The organism is Kitasatospora sp. NPDC096077 (assembly GCF_040303245.1).
Lineage (GTDB): Bacteria > Actinomycetota > Actinomycetes > Streptomycetales > Streptomycetaceae > Kitasatospora.
The window spans coordinates 133,427-148,365 of record NZ_JBEOSV010000002.1 but is presented as its reverse complement, the minus strand read 5'-3'; the positions used below and the strand labels follow the sequence as shown (position 1 = coordinate 148,365).

General features: G+C 72.8%; 15 protein-coding genes. 2 read left to right on the top strand and 13 right to left on the bottom strand.

Features of this window, described 5'->3' with window-relative positions; all coding sequences use genetic code 11:
• Positions 1–42: 42 nt before the first annotated feature.
• Together ABTZ03_RS02480 and leuA are read right to left on the bottom strand one after the other, a co-directional pair.
• The gene (locus ABTZ03_RS02480) at positions 43–714 is read right to left on the bottom strand and encodes a TerB family tellurite resistance protein (protein WP_350510988.1); all 672 of its coding nucleotides are present in this window, start codon (positions 712–714) and stop codon (positions 43–45) included.
• A gap of 239 nt (positions 715–953) precedes the next feature.
• A complete protein-coding gene (gene leuA / locus ABTZ03_RS02475; protein WP_350510987.1) occupies positions 954–2,750 on the bottom strand; it encodes a 2-isopropylmalate synthase in 1,797 nt (598 codons plus the stop codon).
• A 333-nt stretch (positions 2,751–3,083) separates the two neighbouring features.
• Here leuA and ABTZ03_RS02470 point away from each other — a divergent pair, with 333 nt between their 5' ends.
• Both ABTZ03_RS02470 and ABTZ03_RS02465 read left to right on the top strand, forming a co-directional pair.
• Positions 3,084–4,106, top strand: a complete 1,023-nt coding sequence (locus tag ABTZ03_RS02470; protein WP_350510986.1) for a M4 family metallopeptidase — start codon at positions 3,084–3,086, stop codon at positions 4,104–4,106.
• 193 nt (positions 4,107–4,299) lie between these two features.
• On the top strand, positions 4,300–4,566 hold the full coding sequence (locus tag ABTZ03_RS02465; RefSeq protein WP_350510985.1) for a protealysin inhibitor emfourin: 267 nt from the start codon (positions 4,300–4,302) through the stop codon (positions 4,564–4,566).
• Positions 4,567–4,637: 71 nt separating this feature from the next.
• Here ABTZ03_RS02465 and era read toward each other — a convergent pair whose 3' ends face one another.
• From era to ABTZ03_RS02410, 11 genes are all read right to left on the bottom strand, one after another.
• Positions 4,638–5,567 (bottom strand): GTPase Era, encoded by a 930-nt coding sequence (gene era / locus ABTZ03_RS02460; RefSeq protein ID WP_350510984.1) that lies wholly within the window; start codon positions 5,565–5,567, stop codon positions 4,638–4,640.
• Between the two features lie 59 nt (positions 5,568–5,626).
• Positions 5,627–5,809 (bottom strand): hypothetical protein, encoded by a 183-nt coding sequence (locus ABTZ03_RS02455; protein WP_350510983.1) that lies wholly within the window; start codon positions 5,807–5,809, stop codon positions 5,627–5,629.
• A gap of 54 nt (positions 5,810–5,863) precedes the next feature.
• Positions 5,864–6,238, bottom strand: coding sequence for a cytidine deaminase-like protein (locus tag ABTZ03_RS02450; RefSeq protein WP_400917801.1), 375 nt, complete (start codon positions 6,236–6,238; stop codon positions 5,864–5,866).
• Between the two features lie 16 nt (positions 6,239–6,254).
• On the bottom strand, positions 6,255–6,806 hold the full coding sequence (locus ABTZ03_RS02445) for a DUF4383 domain-containing protein (RefSeq protein ID WP_350510981.1): 552 nt from the start codon (positions 6,804–6,806) through the stop codon (positions 6,255–6,257).
• A 61-nt stretch (positions 6,807–6,867) separates the two neighbouring features.
• Positions 6,868–7,104, bottom strand: coding sequence for a hypothetical protein (locus tag ABTZ03_RS02440; RefSeq protein ID WP_350510980.1), 237 nt, complete (start codon positions 7,102–7,104; stop codon positions 6,868–6,870).
• Between the two features lie 33 nt (positions 7,105–7,137).
• Entirely contained in the window at positions 7,138–8,463 is a 1,326-nt protein-coding gene (locus ABTZ03_RS02435) for a hemolysin family protein (RefSeq protein ID WP_350510979.1), read from the bottom strand.
• 19 nt (positions 8,464–8,482) lie between these two features.
• Entirely contained in the window at positions 8,483–8,977 is a 495-nt protein-coding gene (gene ybeY, locus ABTZ03_RS02430) for an rRNA maturation RNase YbeY (RefSeq protein ID WP_030061268.1), read from the bottom strand.
• A gap of 14 nt (positions 8,978–8,991) precedes the next feature.
• Complete coding sequence (locus tag ABTZ03_RS02425) at positions 8,992–10,119, bottom strand: PhoH family protein (RefSeq protein ID WP_400917309.1); 1,128 nt, start codon at positions 10,117–10,119, stop codon at positions 8,992–8,994.
• Between the two features lie 177 nt (positions 10,120–10,296).
• The gene (locus tag ABTZ03_RS02420) at positions 10,297–11,220 is read right to left on the bottom strand and encodes a ribonuclease Z (protein WP_350510978.1); all 924 of its coding nucleotides are present in this window, start codon (positions 11,218–11,220) and stop codon (positions 10,297–10,299) included.
• 6 nt (positions 11,221–11,226) lie between these two features.
• Positions 11,227–11,580, bottom strand: coding sequence for a histidine triad nucleotide-binding protein (locus tag ABTZ03_RS02415; RefSeq protein ID WP_350510977.1), 354 nt, complete (start codon positions 11,578–11,580; stop codon positions 11,227–11,229).
• Positions 11,581–11,648: 68 nt separating this feature from the next.
• Complete coding sequence (locus tag ABTZ03_RS02410; RefSeq protein WP_350510976.1) at positions 11,649–14,882, bottom strand: S41 family peptidase; 3,234 nt, start codon at positions 14,880–14,882, stop codon at positions 11,649–11,651.
• Between the last annotated feature and the right edge of the window lie 57 nt (positions 14,883–14,939).

The following is a 14,939-nucleotide window of genomic DNA, read 5'->3' as shown; positions in this document are numbered from 1 at the left end:
CACCCGCGCTCTGGTACGGCCCCCACCTGTTCTCGTACGGCGCTACAGGTTCTCGTACGGCGCCCTGGTCGCCGCCTCCAGCAGCGCCGGCACCCGCCCCTTCGGCAGGTCCAGGCAGCTGCCGACCGCCGCCAACGCGTCCCGCTCCTGCGGCAGGTAGCGCCCGTCCGCCAGGGCGATCGCGGCCCCCTGCAGCAACAGCCGCTCCCGGCCCTGCTCGGCCAGGTACGGGGCGAGCGGTTCGAGCACCGCGTGCAGCTCCACCGCCAGGCCCCCGGACATCCCGCGGGCCTCGTGGAGTTCGTCGCCGAGCCCGGACAGCGCGGCGAGCGCGGCCAGCACCTGGGCCTCCCCGCAGTCCTCGAACCCGGCCTCGCGCACCGCCGTGCAGGCCGCCTCGCGGGCCGCCCGGTGGGCGGTGCCGCCGGCCGCGAGCAGCGCCAGCGCGATGGTGTACTGGGCGTCCCGCAGCATCGCGCCGAGGCGCACGCTGGTGGGCTGCTCCAGGGCTTCGACGCCGTGGCGCCCGTGGCAGCTGGTGCACTGCACGCTGCCGATCACCGGCCCGAGCGGGACGACCGGCGTCCCCAGCAGCCGCAGCCACCGCCGGCCGTGCTGCCGGCGGTAGTTGCGGTCCCCGCCGCAGCCCGGACAGAAGAAGTCACCGAGAACGTCGGTCCGCCACCTCGGGCGAACACCCCACAACCTGGTCACGGCGCCACTCCCCAGACATGGCAGGCGGCCTGCACAACGAAGGGCAGGTCACGCGACCGGATGCCGAGGCCGTCCCACCGACCCGGCTCTCCGGTGGATCGATGTTGCCATGGTTACCGGCACGTGTCAGTACCTCGAACGGCTTCCGATCCGAAAAAGTGTGGCGCAGGCCACAATGCGGGGCGCGCACGGCGAAGGGCCGCCCCGGGGGACGGCCCTTCGCGTACCACCCGTACGAATTAGCCGCGCTGCGCGCGGTTGACGGCGCTGATCATCGCCTTCAGCGAGGCCAGCACGGTGTTGCCGTCGATGCCCACGCCCCACAGCACCTTGCCGTCCACCGCGCACTCGACGTACGCGGCGGCCTGGGCGTCGCCGCCCTCGCTCAGCGCGTGCTCGGCGTAGTCCAGCACCCGTACGTCCACGCCGATCCGGGCCAGCGCGTCCGCGAAGGCCGAGACCGGGCCGTTGCCGGTGCCGGACAGGGTCACCGGCACGCCGTCCACCACGGCCTCGGCGGTCAGCGCGTCCCGGCCGTCCTCGGTGGTCAGGGTGCGCGAGCCGGCCAGCGACAGCCGGCCCCACGGGTTCCCGGGCGTCGGCAGGTACTCGTCCTCGAAGACCCGCCAGATCTCCGCCGGGCTGACCTCGCCGCCCTCGGCGTCGGTCTTGGCCTGGATGATCCGGGAGAACTCGATCTGCATCCGGCGCGGCAGGTCCAGCTTGTGGTCGTTCTTCAGGACGTACGCCACCCCGCCCTTGCCGGACTGGCTGTTGACCCGGATCACCGCCTCGTAGGTGCGGCCGACGTCCTTCGGGTCGATCGGCAGGTACGGCACGCCCCAGACGTGCTCGGCCACCGGCACCCCGGCCGCCTTCGCGTCCGCCTCCAGGACGTCGAAGCCCTTCTTGATGGCGTCCTGGTGCGAGCCGGAGAAGGAGGTGTAGACCAGGTCACCGGCGTACGGGTGGCGCGGGTGCACCTCCATCTGGTTGCAGTACTCGGCGGTGCGGCGCACCTCGTCGATGTCGGAGAAGTCGATCTGCGGGTCGACGCCCTGCGAGAACAGGTTCATCCCCAGCGTCACCAGGTCGACGTTGCCGGTCCGCTCGCCCTGCCCGAACAGGCACCCCTCGATCCGGTCCGCGCCCGCCATGTAGGCCAGTTCGGCCGAGGCCACCGCGGTGCCCCGGTCGTTGTGCGGGTGCACCGACAGGCAGACGGACTCCCGGCGGGACAGGTGGCGCGACATCCACTCGAACTGGTCGGCCTGGACGTTCGGGGTGGCCCGCTCGATGGTGGCCGGCAGGTTCAGGATGATCTCGCGGCCCTCGCCCGGCTGCCAGACGTCCATCACCGCCTCGCAGACCTCCAGGGCGAAGTCCAGCTCGGTGTCCACGAAGATCTCCGGCGAGTACTGGTAGCCGAAGACGGTGTCGTCGCCCAGCAGCTTCTCCGCGTACTCCATCACCAGCCGGGTGCCGTCCACCGCGATCGCCTTGGTGGCCGCCCGGTCGTTGCGGAACACCACCCGGCGGAACAGCGGCGCGGTCGCGTTGTACAGGTGCACGGTCGCCCGCGGGGCACCGACCAGCGACTCCACGGTCTTCTCGATCAGCTCCTCGCGCGCCTGGGTCAGCACCGAGATGGTGACGTCCTCCGGGATCGCCCCCTCCTCGATCAGCGACCGCACGAAGGCGTGGTCGGTGGCGCCGGAGGACGGGAAGCCGACCTCGATCTCCTTGTAGCCCATGGCCACCAGCAGGTCGAACATCTTCCGCTTGCGGGCCGGGGACATCGGGTCGATCAGCGCCTGGTTGCCGTCCCGCAGGTCGGTGGAGAGCCAGCGCGGCGCCTTGGTGATCACCTTGTCCGGCCAGGTGCGGTCCGGCAGGTCGACGGTGCCGAACGGCAGGTAGCGCCCGTACCGCATGCCCGAGGGCTGCTGGCGCACGGAGGCGGCGGTGATCGGGGTCGGCCGGTCGACGAAGGCGGGAGCGGCGGGGACGGACGCGGCGGAGCTCTGCTCGGTCATGGAGGTGACTCTCGGCTTCCTGTGGATGCGTGGTGCGGGCGGGTCGGGAGGGATCAACACCGACTGGCCGGCCTCTGCTGCGCTCGCGACACACCGTTGGGTCGCCGATTCCGCGCACAGCTCGTTCCCCGCGGCGAGGGAGCCGGCCCCAGTGGCTACAGGCCCTCGACGCGGCAGCTAAGAAGAAGCAGCCCGTTGCGCATGATGGAACCCAGCGTAACCCAGGCCCGCGCGCCCCCGAAGTGATCCGGGCTCCCGTTCCACTCCTTGAGACGGCGGCCGGACGCGCCGAAAGTGGTGACAACCGGTCATCGGAGCCTCACCCTGGGCCACATGACTGCCGCAGTACGGATCCACGCGATCGTCCCGCCGTACGTCCTGGACCGCCTCGCCGAGGCCGGTCACGAGCCCGCCGCCCGCTCCCTCGCGCTCGACGCCGCGCACCGCGCGGCCCGTCTCACCGCTCCCCCGCCGGCCGCCGCCGACCCCGGCCTCAGCCGGCTGATCGCCGACTCCGGGCACGCCCAGCGGCTGCCCGGGCACACCGTCCGCACCGAGGGCCAGACCCCGGTCGCCGACACCTCCGTCAACCACGCCTACGACGGCCTCGGCGCCACCTTCGCGCTCTACTCCGAGGTCTTCGGGCGCGACTCGATCGACGGCCACGGGCTGCGCCTGGACGCCAGCGTGCACTACGGGCAGAACTACGACAACGCCTTCTGGAACGGCCGGCAGATGGTCTTCGGCGACGGGGACGGCGAGATCTTCGGCGACTTCACCGCCTGCATCGACGTCATCGGCCACGAACTCACCCACGGCGTCACCCAGTTCACCGCCGGACTGCAGTACCAGGACCAGCCCGGCGCGCTGAACGAGTCGATCTCCGACGTCTTCGGCTCGCTGGTCAAGCAGTACGCGCTGCACCAGGACGCCGCCTCCGCCGACTGGTTGATCGGCGCCGGACTGCTCGCCCCCGGCGTCCAGGGTGTGGCGCTGCGCTCGATGAAGGCCCCCGGCACCGCCTACGACGACCCGCAGCTCGGCAAGGACCCGCAGCCCGCGCACATGCGGGACTACGTGGACACCGGCGAGGACAACGGCGGGGTGCACATCAACTCCGGCATCCCCAACCACGCGTTCTACCTGCTGGCCACCGCCCTCGGCGGGCACTCCTGGGAGCTGGCCGGGCGGATCTGGTACGACACCCTGACCGGTGGCGGGCTGCCCGCCACCGCCGACTTCACCGACTTCGCCCGGGCCACCGTGGCCGCCGCCAGGGCCCGCCACCCCGACCGGCCCTCGGTCGCGGACACCGTGACGGCCTCCTGGGCGCAGGTCGGCGTCAGCCCCGGCTGAGCCGGCCCGCCGGACGGTGCGGTGACCGGCACGGCGACCGATGCGGTGACCGGTGCGGTGACCGGTGCGGCGCCCGGGACGATGACCGGGACCGACCGGTTCGCCGCCGGTTGAGACCGGGTTGAGACCGACTTAAGGTCACGGTCGGGGAAAAGTGCCGCAAAAGCCTTCCCTGGGTAGCACCATGGACACCATGCGTATCCAGGTGACCCGGACCGGCGGCCTCGCCGGAATCGTCCGCCACGCGGAGCTCGACACCATCGACCGCGCGGACGCCCCGCACGTCCACGCGCTCGCCCGCGAAGCCGTCGCGGGCGGGCTGCGCGCCCCCTCGTACGGCGTGCCGGACGGTTTCCACTACGAGATCACCGTCGACGGGCGGACGGTGTACTGCGCCGACCCCAAACTCACCGACTCCCAGCGGGAGTTGCTCTCCCTGGTGCTGCGCGAGGGGGCCTGAGCCCGGAACGGCGCGGGCCCGCCCGGACGCACCCGGCGTCCGAACGGGCCCACGGGCTCCCGGGCGTGGCGTCAGAAGCCGAGCTTGCGCAGCTGCTTGGGGTCGCGCTGCCAGTCCTTGGCCACCTTGACGTGCAGGTCCAGGTAGACCGGCGTGCCGAGCAGCGCCTCGATGTGCTTGCGGGCGGTGGTGCCGACGTGCTTGAGCCGCGAGCCCTTGGCGCCGATCACGATCGCCTTCTGGCTCTGCCGCTCGATGTAGACGTTGGCGTGGATGTCCAGCAGCGGACGGTCCGCCGGGCGGCCCTCGCGCGGCAGCATCTCCTCGACCACGACGGCCAGCGAGTGCGGCAGTTCGTCCCGCACGCCCTCCAGGGCGGCCTCACGGATCAGCTCGGCGACCATGATCTGCTCGGGCTCGTCGGTGAGGTCGCCCTCCGGGTAGAGCTGGTCGCCCTCCGGCAGCAGCTTGGTGAGCAGGTCGGCGACCAGCTCGACCTGCTTGTCGCCGACCGCCGAGACCGGGATGATCTCGGCCCACTCGAAGCCCAGCTCCAGGCCGAGCTGGTGGATGGCGATGAGCTGCTCGGCCAGCCGCTTGGAGTCGACCAGGTCGGTCTTGGTGACGATGGCGACCTTGGGGGTCTTCTTGATCCCGGCGATCTCCTTGGCGATGAACTTGTCGCCGGGGCCGATCTTCTGGTCGGCGGGCAGGCAGAAACCGATCACGTCGACCTCGGCCCAGGTGGTGCGGACCAGGTCGTTGAGGCGCTCGCCGAGCAGGGTGCGGGGCTTGTGCAGTCCGGGGGTGTCGACCAGCACGAGCTGGGCGTCCGGGCGGTGCACGATGCCGCGCACGGTGTGCCGGGTGGTCTGCGGGCGGTCGGAGGTGATCGCGACCTTCGTCCCCACCAGGGCGTTGGTCAGGGTCGACTTGCCCGCGTTGGGACGGCCGACGAAGCACGCGAACCCGGAGCGGTACGAGGAGGAAGGGGCATTCATGGGCTCCATTCTCCCTGATCACCGGAGCCGCGCCGTCCGGGGCCGGTCGACCGGGCCGATCAGCCCTTGCCGCCGCCCCGGCCGACCAGCGAGAACACCACCAGCAACAGCAGGAAGACGAGTGAACCCCAGAGCCAGTAGACCGTGCCGGTCTCCTGCCACTTGCCCATCCCCATCACGAACAGCACCAGCCCGGCGACGAACGCCAACGCCCCCATGCCCCAGCCCCTCACCGAGTCCACTCCCCCGGTGAGATTATCTGCTTAATACAGGGGGCAAGGGCCTCCGGCGACCGCTCAGCGGGCCTCGGCCGCCACCCGCAGCGTCCCGTCCGGACCGGCCAGCAGCACCGGCGTACCGGCCCCGCCCAGGTCCCGCACGGCGGCCAGGTCGGCCTCGGCCGGCTGCTCGGCCTCGCTCACCACGGCGGCCGCCTCCAGCGACTTCGCACCGCTGGCCACCGCCATCGCCACCGCCGTCTGCAGGGCGCTCAGCCGCAGCGACTCCAGCGCGACCGTCCCGGCCACGTAGGTGCGACCGGTCTCGTCACGCACCGCGGCCCCCTCGGCCACGCCGTTGCGGGCGCGGGCCGAGCGGGCCAGGGTGATGATCTTCTTGTCCTCGGGGTCGAGCTCGACGATGTCACTGATGTCACTCATGCCGCCGAGCATAGGCACTGCGTGCGGTTCAGTGGCCGACCGGGTGGGTCCGCCCGGGGTTCGGGTTGAGGACCTTGACGAAGGTCTTCGCGGCGCCGGACGGCAGTTGCTCCTCGCGACCGATCCGGTCCTGCCAGAACGGGTTGTCGTGCGGCAGGTGGCTGCTCACCCGGCCGTACATCCCGAAGGTGGTCACGACGATCCCGAAGATGAACGCGAACAGCACGTTCGACATCCGGAAGTTGAGGATGTTCGCCTCCGGCCGGCCGAGCACCGTCAGCCCGTAGAAGCCGGACAGCACGAACAGCACCCCGACCACCAGGTTGAGGTTGGAGGCGAAGTTCCCGCCGATCACCGCCCCGGCCAGCAGCACCGCGCCCGCGATGATGGACAGGATGCTCAGCGCCCCGTTGGTCGACAGCCCGGCGATCCGGTCGCCGTGGGTGGCCAGGAAACCGGGGTGGTCGGCCAGCCCCAGGATCCCGAACACGATCAGGAAGATCCCCCCGGCCCCCGCCCCGACCCGCCACACCAGGGCGAGTCGGCGATCGACGGTCGGCAGTTCGTCTTGCAGCTTCATGGCGACCTCCAGAGCTCAGCCATGGCCTTGCCGCGCCGGCACTCCGGCTGACTTTCAGGGGCTAGCTGTAGGGGTGGCTCCCCTGCAGGTGCGGCGTCTCGTGCATGTAGAGCGAGCCGCACTGCTGGCAGCAGCGCAACCCGGTGCCCCAGTCCTGCTCGGGTCGCGTCTCGGCGTCGTCGGGCATGGTCCGGCCGCAGAGCGCGGTCGACGGGTCCTCGTCCCGCACCACGTGCCAGGACTTGACCCCGCCGGCCGCCCCCTGCGGGCCGTACTCCGCGCGCAGTTTGTGCGTCATGCCCTCCATGGTCGCGCGGCGACCGCCCACCCGCTACTCGCCCGCGCCCTCCGCCACGACGGCCGACCCGCGCACCGGCGAGGCCACCATCGAACCGATCCGGTTGCGCCGCCCGGCCGAGGACTCGGCGGTCAGCAGAATGCCGGTCAGGCCGTCCGCGGCAGGCTCGGGCAGCGGGATCTCGCAGGCCGAGCCGGGGATCGGCACCCGGCCGAGGTGCTTGGCCAGCAGGCCGCCGACGGTCTCGACGTCCTCGTCCTCCAGCTCGATGCCGAACAGCTCGCCGAGGTCCTCCACCAGCAGCCGGGCGGTGATCCGGTACGAGCCGTCGCCGAGGTCCTCGATCGGCGCGATCTCCCGGTCGTACTCGTCGGTGATCTCGCCGACGATCTCCTCCAGGACGTCCTCGATGGTGACCAGGCCCGCCGTGCCGCCGTACTCGTCGATCACGATCGCGACGTGCGAGCGGCGCTGCTGCATCTCGCGCAGCAGGTCGCCGGCCGGCTTGGAGTCCGGCACGAACACGGCCGGGCGCATCACCGCGCCGACCTCCTCGGCCTCCGCCTCCCGGTTGATGTGGGTGCGGCGCACCAGGTCCTTGAGGTAGACGATGCCGACCACGTCGTCCTCGTTGTCGCCGACCACCGGGATCCGGGAGAAGCCCGAGCGCAGCGCCAGGGTGAGCGCCTGCCGGACGGTCTTGTGCCGCTCGATCATCACCAGGTCGGTGCGCGGCACCATCACCTCGCGCACGATGGTGTCGCCCAGCTCGAAGACCGAGTGCACCATCCGGCGCTCCTCGTCCTCGATCAGGTCGTCCTTCTCCGCGAGGTCGACCAGCGCCCGCAGCTCCGCCTCGGAGGAGAACGGCCCCTCCCGGTAGCCCTTGCCCGGGGTCAGCGCGTTGCCGAGCAGGATCAGCAGCCGCGGGATCGGGCCGAGCACCGCCGCCAGCGGCAGCAGCACGAAGGAGGCCGCGGTCGCGGTGGAGACCGGGTGCTGGCGCCCGATCGTGCGCGGCGAGACGCCGACCGCGACGAAGGACACCAGCACCATCACGCCGAACGCCAGCAGGATGGCCTGCCAGGTCGGGTGGATGTTGCGCACGCACACCGCGGTGACCAGCACCGCGGCCGCCATCTCGCTGGCGACCCGGATCAGGGTCGCCAGGTTGAGGTAGCGGACCGGATCGGAGGCGACGGCCAGCAGCCGGGCGGAGCCGCGCCGCCCGTTGCGCACGGCCTCCTCCGCCCGGAACCGGGAGACCCGGGAGATGCCCGCCTCGGCGCACGCGGCCAGCCAGCCGAGCACGACCAGGGCCACGGCACCGAGGATGAAGCTCGTACTCTCACCACTCACAGGAGTTCGGGCCCCGCGCTCAGTGGGTGGTGGGGGCCGGGGAGATGCCGCCGAGGCCCCGGCCCGCCCGCCAGTCGTCCAGGATCCGCTTCTGGAGGGCGAACATCTCCTCCTCCTCCTCGGGCTCCTCGTGGTCGTAGCCGAGGACGTGCAGCACGCCGTGGACGGTGAGCAGCTGCAGCTCCTCGTCCATCGAGTGCTTGGAGGGGGCCGCCTTGCCCTGCTGCTCGGCGACCTCGGGGCAGAGCACGATGTCGCCGAGCAGGCCCTGCGGCAGCTCCTCGCCCTCCTTGCCGGGACGCAGCTCGTCCATCGGGAACGACATCACGTCGGTCGGTCCGGGCAGGTCCATCCACTGGATGTGCAGCTCCTCCATCGCCGCACCGTCCACCAGGATCACGGACAGTTCGGACTGCGGGTGGATCCGCATCTTGTCCAGGGCGAAGCGGGCGACGTCGAGGATGGCTTCCTCATCGGCGTCCCAACCGGACTCGTTGGCGATGTCGATCGACATGACGGGAGGTGTGCTCAGCTTTCGGTGCGATGGGACTGGCGGGGTGCGCGCGCCGCGGCGGTCTTGCCGGGGCGCCGCTGGGCCGGCTTGCGGTCGGCCGGGGCGTTCTGCTCGGCCTCCTGCCGGGCGTCCCAGCGCTCGTAGGCGTCCACGATCCGGCCGACCAGCTTGTGGCGGACCACGTCGGTGCTGGTGAGGACGGAGAAGTGGATGTCCGGGACGTCGACCAGGATCTCCTGGACGACCTTGAGACCGCTGCGGGTGCCGCCCGGGAGGTCGATCTGGCTGGTGTCGCCGGTGACCACCACCCGGGAGTTGAACCCGAGGCGGGTGAGGAACATCTTCATCTGCTCGGGCGAGGTGTTCTGGGCCTCGTCCAGGATGATGAAGGCGTCGTTGAGGGTGCGGCCGCGCATGTAGGCGAGCGGGGCGACCTCGATGGTGCCGGCCGCCATCAGGCGCGGGATGGAGTCCGGGTCCATCATGTCGTGCAGCGCGTCGTACAGCGGGCGCAGGTAGGGGTCGATCTTCTCGTAGAGGGTGCCGGGCAGGAAGCCCAGCCGCTCCCCCGCCTCGACCGCCGGCCGGGTCAGGATGATCCGGTTGACCTCCTTGGCCTGGAGGGCCTGGACGGCCTTGGCCATCGCCAGGTAGGTCTTGCCGGTGCCGGCCGGACCGAGGCCGAAGACGATCGTGTGCTTGTCGATCGCGTCGACGTAGCGCTGCTGGTTGAGCGTCTTGGGGCGGATGGTGCGGCCCCGGTTGGACAGGATGTTCGCGGTGAACACCTGGGACGGCGCCGGGCCGTCCGGGTCCTCCTCGCGGAGCATGGCGATGGAGCGCTCCACGGAGTCCTCCGTCAGGGGCTGGCCGGTGCGCAGCACCAGCATCATCTCGTTGAAGAGCTTCTGCACGAGGGCGACCTCGGCGCGCTCCCCGGTGGCGGTCACCTCGTTGCCGCGGACGTGGATGTCGGCGGCCGGGAAGCCCTGCTCGATCACGCGCAGCAGCGAGTCGGCCGTGCCGAGCAGGGTGACCATCGGGTGCTTCTCGGGGATGACGATCCGGGCGCTCACCCGGCCGTCCCCGGCCGGTTCGGGGCGCGACTGTCCGTCGGTACGGGTCTGCGATGTCTCACTCATGGGTCGGCGCTGGGCCTGCCTCATCCCATCCGTGGTGTCGTGTGCCGCTCGGTCTCTCCGGGGCACCAGGGTACGCCGCGAGCGTGATCGCTGCGGCGGGCGGCGGGGCCGCACCCGTCGATGCTGCGGCAGATCGCGGGGCGATGCGAGCGCTTTTCGCCCGGCCCGCCGCGGCGTTCACGGGTGGCGGCGGGCCGGGACCGGCACCCGCGCGAGGTCCTCGGCGAGCACCAGCTCCCCGTCGAAGTGCTTGCGGGCGTCGGCCAGGTGCTGCCCCAGGTCCGGGTAGCGCTGGGAGAAGTGGGTCAGCACCAGGGTGCGCACCCCGGCCTCGGCGGCGGCCTTGGCGGCCTGGCCGGCGGTGAGGTGCCCGTGCTCCTCGGCGAGCCGGGCGTCGGCGTCACTGAAGGTCGCCTCGACCACCAACAGGTCGGCGCCCTCGGCGAGTTGGTGCACGCCCTCGCAGAGCCGGGTGTCCATCACGAAGGCGAACCTCTGGCCCGGCCGCGGCTCGCTGACCTGGTCCAGGGTGACGGTGCGGCCGTCCGCCTCGATCGCGCCCTCGTGCTGGAGCCGGCCGACCGCGGGGCCGTGCACGCCGAACGCGGCGAGCCGCTCGGGCACCAGGCGGCGCCCGTCCGGCTCGGACAGCCGGTAGCCGAAGGACTCCACCGGGTGGTCGAGGCGGACCGCGTCCAACGCGAAGCGGGCGCCGGGCGCGGGCAGCGGGCCGGGCTCGTCGATCGGCCGGGGCCGCAGCACCGCCGTCTCGTGGTAGGCGGTGGCGTGCCGCAGCCGCTCGAAGTAGACCTCGCCGGAGGCCGGGAAGTAGACGTCCACCGGGTGCGGGACCCGGTCAAGGTTGATCCGCTGGATCACCCCGGCGAGGCCCAGGCAGTGGTCGCCGTGGAAGTGGGTCACGGCGATCCGGGTGATCTGGGTGGCCGAGACCCCGGCGTGCAGCATCTGCCGCTGGGTGCCCTCGCCGGGGTCGAACAGCACGCCCTCGCCGTCCCAGCGGAGCAGGTAGCCGTTGTGGTTGCGGTGCCGGGTGGGCACCTGGCTGGCGGTGCCGAGGACGACGAGTTCGCGCGGGGACACCTGGGCTCAGACCATGCTCTCGGTCATGTGCCTGCCGCCGAGCACGTGCACGTGGGCGTGGAAGACGGTCTGCCCGGCGCCCGCACCGGTGTTGAAGATCAGCCGGTAGTCCTGGATGCCCTCGTCCCGGGCCACCGCGCCCGCCTCGGCGAGCAGTTCACCGGCGATCTCCGGTTCGGCGGCGGCCAGCGCGGCGGCGTTCGGGTAGTGGAGGTGCGGGATGACCAGGACGTGCACGGGGGCCTTGGGGGCGATGTCGCGGAAGGCGAGGGTGCGCTCGGTCTTGCGCACCACGGTCGCCGGGATCTCGCCCGCCACGATCTTGCAGAACAGGCAGTCGGGCTGCGGCTCGCCGGCCATCGGGGTCTCCTCGTTTCGGTGGGTCTCTGTCGTCGTGGCGCCGTACGGCCGCAGCCTAGCCGAGCCGTTCACGCCCAGGGCAGCGGCGGCCCGGTGCGGGCCGGGGTGCGGGCCAGGGTCTCCAGCGCGATCCGGACGCCCTCGGCCAGCTGGGGGTCCTGACCGGCCGCCCAGTGGTGCGGGGCGAACGGCACCTCGACGTCCGGGTCGACGCCGTGGTTCTCCAGGCCCCAGCCGTAGTTCTCCAGCCACATCGCGTACTTGGGCTGGGTGACCAGGGTGCCGTCGACCAGCTGGTAGCGGCTGTCGATGCCGATCACCCCGCCCCAGGTGCGGGTGCCGACCACCGGACCGATGCCGAGCGCCTGGACGGCCGCGTTGACCACGTCGCCGTCCGAGCCGGACAGCTCGTTGGCGATCGCGACCACCGGCCCGCGCGGGGCGTCCATCGGGTAGGGCACCCGGTGGTCGGTGTCCCGGATCGCGTACCAGCCGACGATCCGCCGGGCCAGCTTCTCTATCACCAGCTGCGAGGTGTGGCCGCCGCGGTTGTCCCGGACGTCCACGATCAGGCCCTCCCGGGCCATCTCGGTGGACAGGTCGCGGTGCAGCTGGGCCCAGCCGGCCGTCTGCATGTCGGGGATGTGCAGGTAGCCGAGCCGCCCCCCGGACAGCTCGCGCACCGCGGCCCGCCGGCCGGCCACCCAGTCGTGGTAGCGCAGCGCCTCCTCGTCGGCGAGCGGGACGACCACCGGGTGGCGCGGGTCGCCGCCGTCCTTCCCGGCCACGGTCAGCTCGACCGGCTGACCGGCGGTGCCGGCCAGCAGCGGCGCCGGGCCGGTGACCGGGTCCACCGGGCGGCCGTTGACGGCGAGCAGGGCGTCGCCCGGGCGGATCGCGACACCGGGCGCGGCCAGCGGCGAGCGGGCCCGGGGGTCGGAGGACTCGCCGGGCAGGATCCGGTCGATCCGCCACCGTCCGCCGTCCCGGACCAGGTCGGCGCCCAGCAGGCCCTGGCGCCGGGCGGGTTCGGTGTAGCGGCCGTACGGCACCACGTAGGCGTGCGAGGTGCCGAGCTCGCCGTGCACCTCCCAGAGCAGGTCGACCAGTTCGTCGTGCGAGCCGACCCGCTCGACCAGCGGCCGGTAGCGCTCCAGGATCCCGGCCCAGTCCACGCCGCCGAGGTCGGGGCGCCAGAAGTTGTCCCGCATCAGCCGGCCGTTCTCGGCGTACATCTGCCGCCACTCGGCGGCCGGGTCGACGGTCACCCGCAGCCGGGCCAGGTCGACGGCGGTCTCCTCGTCCTCGCCGCCGGCCTTGTGGTCGGCCGGGACGATCCGCAGTTCGCCCTCGTCCTGCACGGCCACCCGGGTGCCGTCCCCGCTGACCGCGAAGTCGTCGACGCCGTGCACCAGTTGCTCGACCCGGCGCTTGCGCAGGTCGAAGCGCTCCAGCACCGGACGGGGCCGGTCGTCGTCCAGCGAGGCCGCGCCGTCGCCGAGTTCGCCGAGCAGCGGCGCCCTGGTCCAGAGCAGCCCGTCCTTGGCGGCGCGCAGCGCGTGGAAGCGGCCGCCCTCGACCGGGAAGGGGACGATCCGGTCGGCGATGCCCGCCAGGTCCACCACGGTCGCCGGGGCGGCCTCCGCCGCGCCCGCCTTGGGCTCGTCCTCCTCCCCGCCCGGCGCCCGCCCGGCCCGCCGCGGCCCGAACGGGGACGGCGTCTCGGCGGCGAGGGTGACCAGGTACGGGCGGCAGCCGTTCGGGAAGGACAGGTCGAAGGAGTGGGCGTCGTAGACCGGGTCGAAGGTGCGCACCGACAGGAAGGCCAGGTAGCGGCCGTCCGCGGTGAAGGCGGGCGAGGTGTCCAGGAAGCGCTGCGGGGTGACCTCGCCGACGGTGCGGGTGGCCAGGTCGGCCAGCACGATCTGGCGCAGCGAGTACGGGCCCATCCGGTGCACCGGGCGGGACCAGGCCAGGTGGGCCGAGTCCGGGCTGAACACCAGCCCGCTGACCTCGCCGTCGCCACTGCGGTCCAGCTGGTGCACGGCGCCGTCGGCCAGGGCGACCAGCAGCACCCGGCCGTCGTGCACGCCGAGCGCCGCCCGCTTCCCGTCCGGGGAGACCACCAGCGAGTTGACCCGGCCGAGCTGTCCGGCGGCCAGCCGGCGCCGCTCGGGGCCGTGCACGGCGGGGGCGTACTCCAGGGCGTCCTCGCCCTCGGCGTCGGTCACCCAGAGCACGCCCTGGGCGCCGTCCGCGCCCGGCACCACCCGGGCCAGCCGGGCGCGCACGCCCGGGGTCTCGTCCAGCACCCGGGCCGGGCCCTCCCGGTGGGTCAGCCAGTGCACGCTGCCGCGCACCACCGCGGCGCTGGCCCGGCCGGTGCGGTCCGGGGCGACGGAGTCGAGCCAGTGCGCGGCGGACACCGGGCGGGGGCGGCGGCCGGTGCGCGGGCCGGCCAGCCGGACGTCCAGGCGGCGCGGCGCGGCGGTGTCCAGGTCGTCCAGCAGCCAGAGGTCGCCGGCCCGGTGGAAGACCACCCGGGTGCCGTCGGTGCTCGCACCGCGGGCGTAGAAGCCGTCCGGGTCGGTGCCGTGCCGGCGCAGGTCGGTGCCGTCCGGGAGGCTGGACCACAGCTCGCCGACGCCCTGGTGGTCGGACAGGAAGGCGATCCGGCTGCCGCGCCCGCCGTCCCCGGCGACCCACAGCGGGGAGTCGAGCTGCCCGTCCAACTCCTCGTGGATCCGCGTGAATTCGTCCCGGCCGAGCCACAGCCGGCCCGCCCGGCCGCCCCGGTAGCGCTTCCACCAGGCCGGCTCGCGGTTGTTGAAGGTGGCCAGCAGCACGCGGTCGCCGTCCGGTTCGAAGGCCAGCCCGCCGACCGGCCCGTACGACAGCCGCACCGGCGGGCCGCCGTCCAGCGGCAGCGCGTGCGCCCAGCTGCGGCGCCCCCCGGCCTCGCCCGCGCCGGTGGTGGCGATCGGACGCCCGTCCGCGGTCCACCCCTGCACCCGGGTCGCCTCGTTGCCCCAGTGGGTGAGCCGCCGGGACGGACCGCCGTCCACCGGCACCACGTGCACCTCGGGGGCGCCGTCCCGGGTCGAGGTGAAGGCGATGAGCCGCCCGTCCGGGGAGAACCGGGGGTGGCGCACCGGCAGGTGATCGGCGGTCAGCCGCCAGGCCCGGCCGCCGTCCAGCGGGGCGAGCCAGAGGTCGTCCTCGGCGACGAAGGCGGCCAGGTCACCGTGCAGATGGGGATGGCGCAGATAGGCGCCCGCGGAGGTGCTCAGGGAGTCCGTCACGCCGCCAGCGTAGGCAGGTGCGGGTACGAGCCGCTCCGTTTTCGGCAACTCCCGCCC

Bases quoted from the DNA above. Each gene is read 5' to 3' on its own strand.
- leuA (WP_350510987.1), bottom strand. From the start codon at position 2,750: ATGACCGAGCAGAGCTCCGCCGCGTCCGTCCCCGCCGCTCCCGCCTTC.
- ABTZ03_RS02470 (WP_350510986.1), top strand. From the start codon at position 3,084: ATGACTGCCGCAGTACGGATCCACGCGATCGTCCCGCCGTACGTCCTG.
- ABTZ03_RS02465 (WP_350510985.1), top strand. From the start codon at position 4,300: ATGCGTATCCAGGTGACCCGGACCGGCGGCCTCGCCGGAATCGTCCGC.
- era (WP_350510984.1), bottom strand. From the start codon at position 5,567: ATGAATGCCCCTTCCTCCTCGTACCGCTCCGGGTTCGCGTGCTTCGTC.
- ABTZ03_RS02450 (WP_400917801.1), bottom strand. From the start codon at position 6,238: ATGCTCGGCGGCATGAGTGACATCAGTGACATCGTCGAGCTCGACCCC.
- ABTZ03_RS02445 (WP_350510981.1), bottom strand. From the start codon at position 6,806: ATGAAGCTGCAAGACGAACTGCCGACCGTCGATCGCCGACTCGCCCTG.
- ABTZ03_RS02440 (WP_350510980.1), bottom strand. From the start codon at position 7,104: ATGACGCACAAACTGCGCGCGGAGTACGGCCCGCAGGGGGCGGCCGGC.
- ybeY (WP_030061268.1), bottom strand. From the start codon at position 8,977: ATGTCGATCGACATCGCCAACGAGTCCGGTTGGGACGCCGATGAGGAA.
- ABTZ03_RS02425 (WP_400917309.1), bottom strand. From the start codon at position 10,119: ATGAGTGAGACATCGCAGACCCGTACCGACGGACAGTCGCGCCCCGAA.
- ABTZ03_RS02415 (WP_350510977.1), bottom strand. From the start codon at position 11,580: ATGGCCGGCGAGCCGCAGCCCGACTGCCTGTTCTGCAAGATCGTGGCG.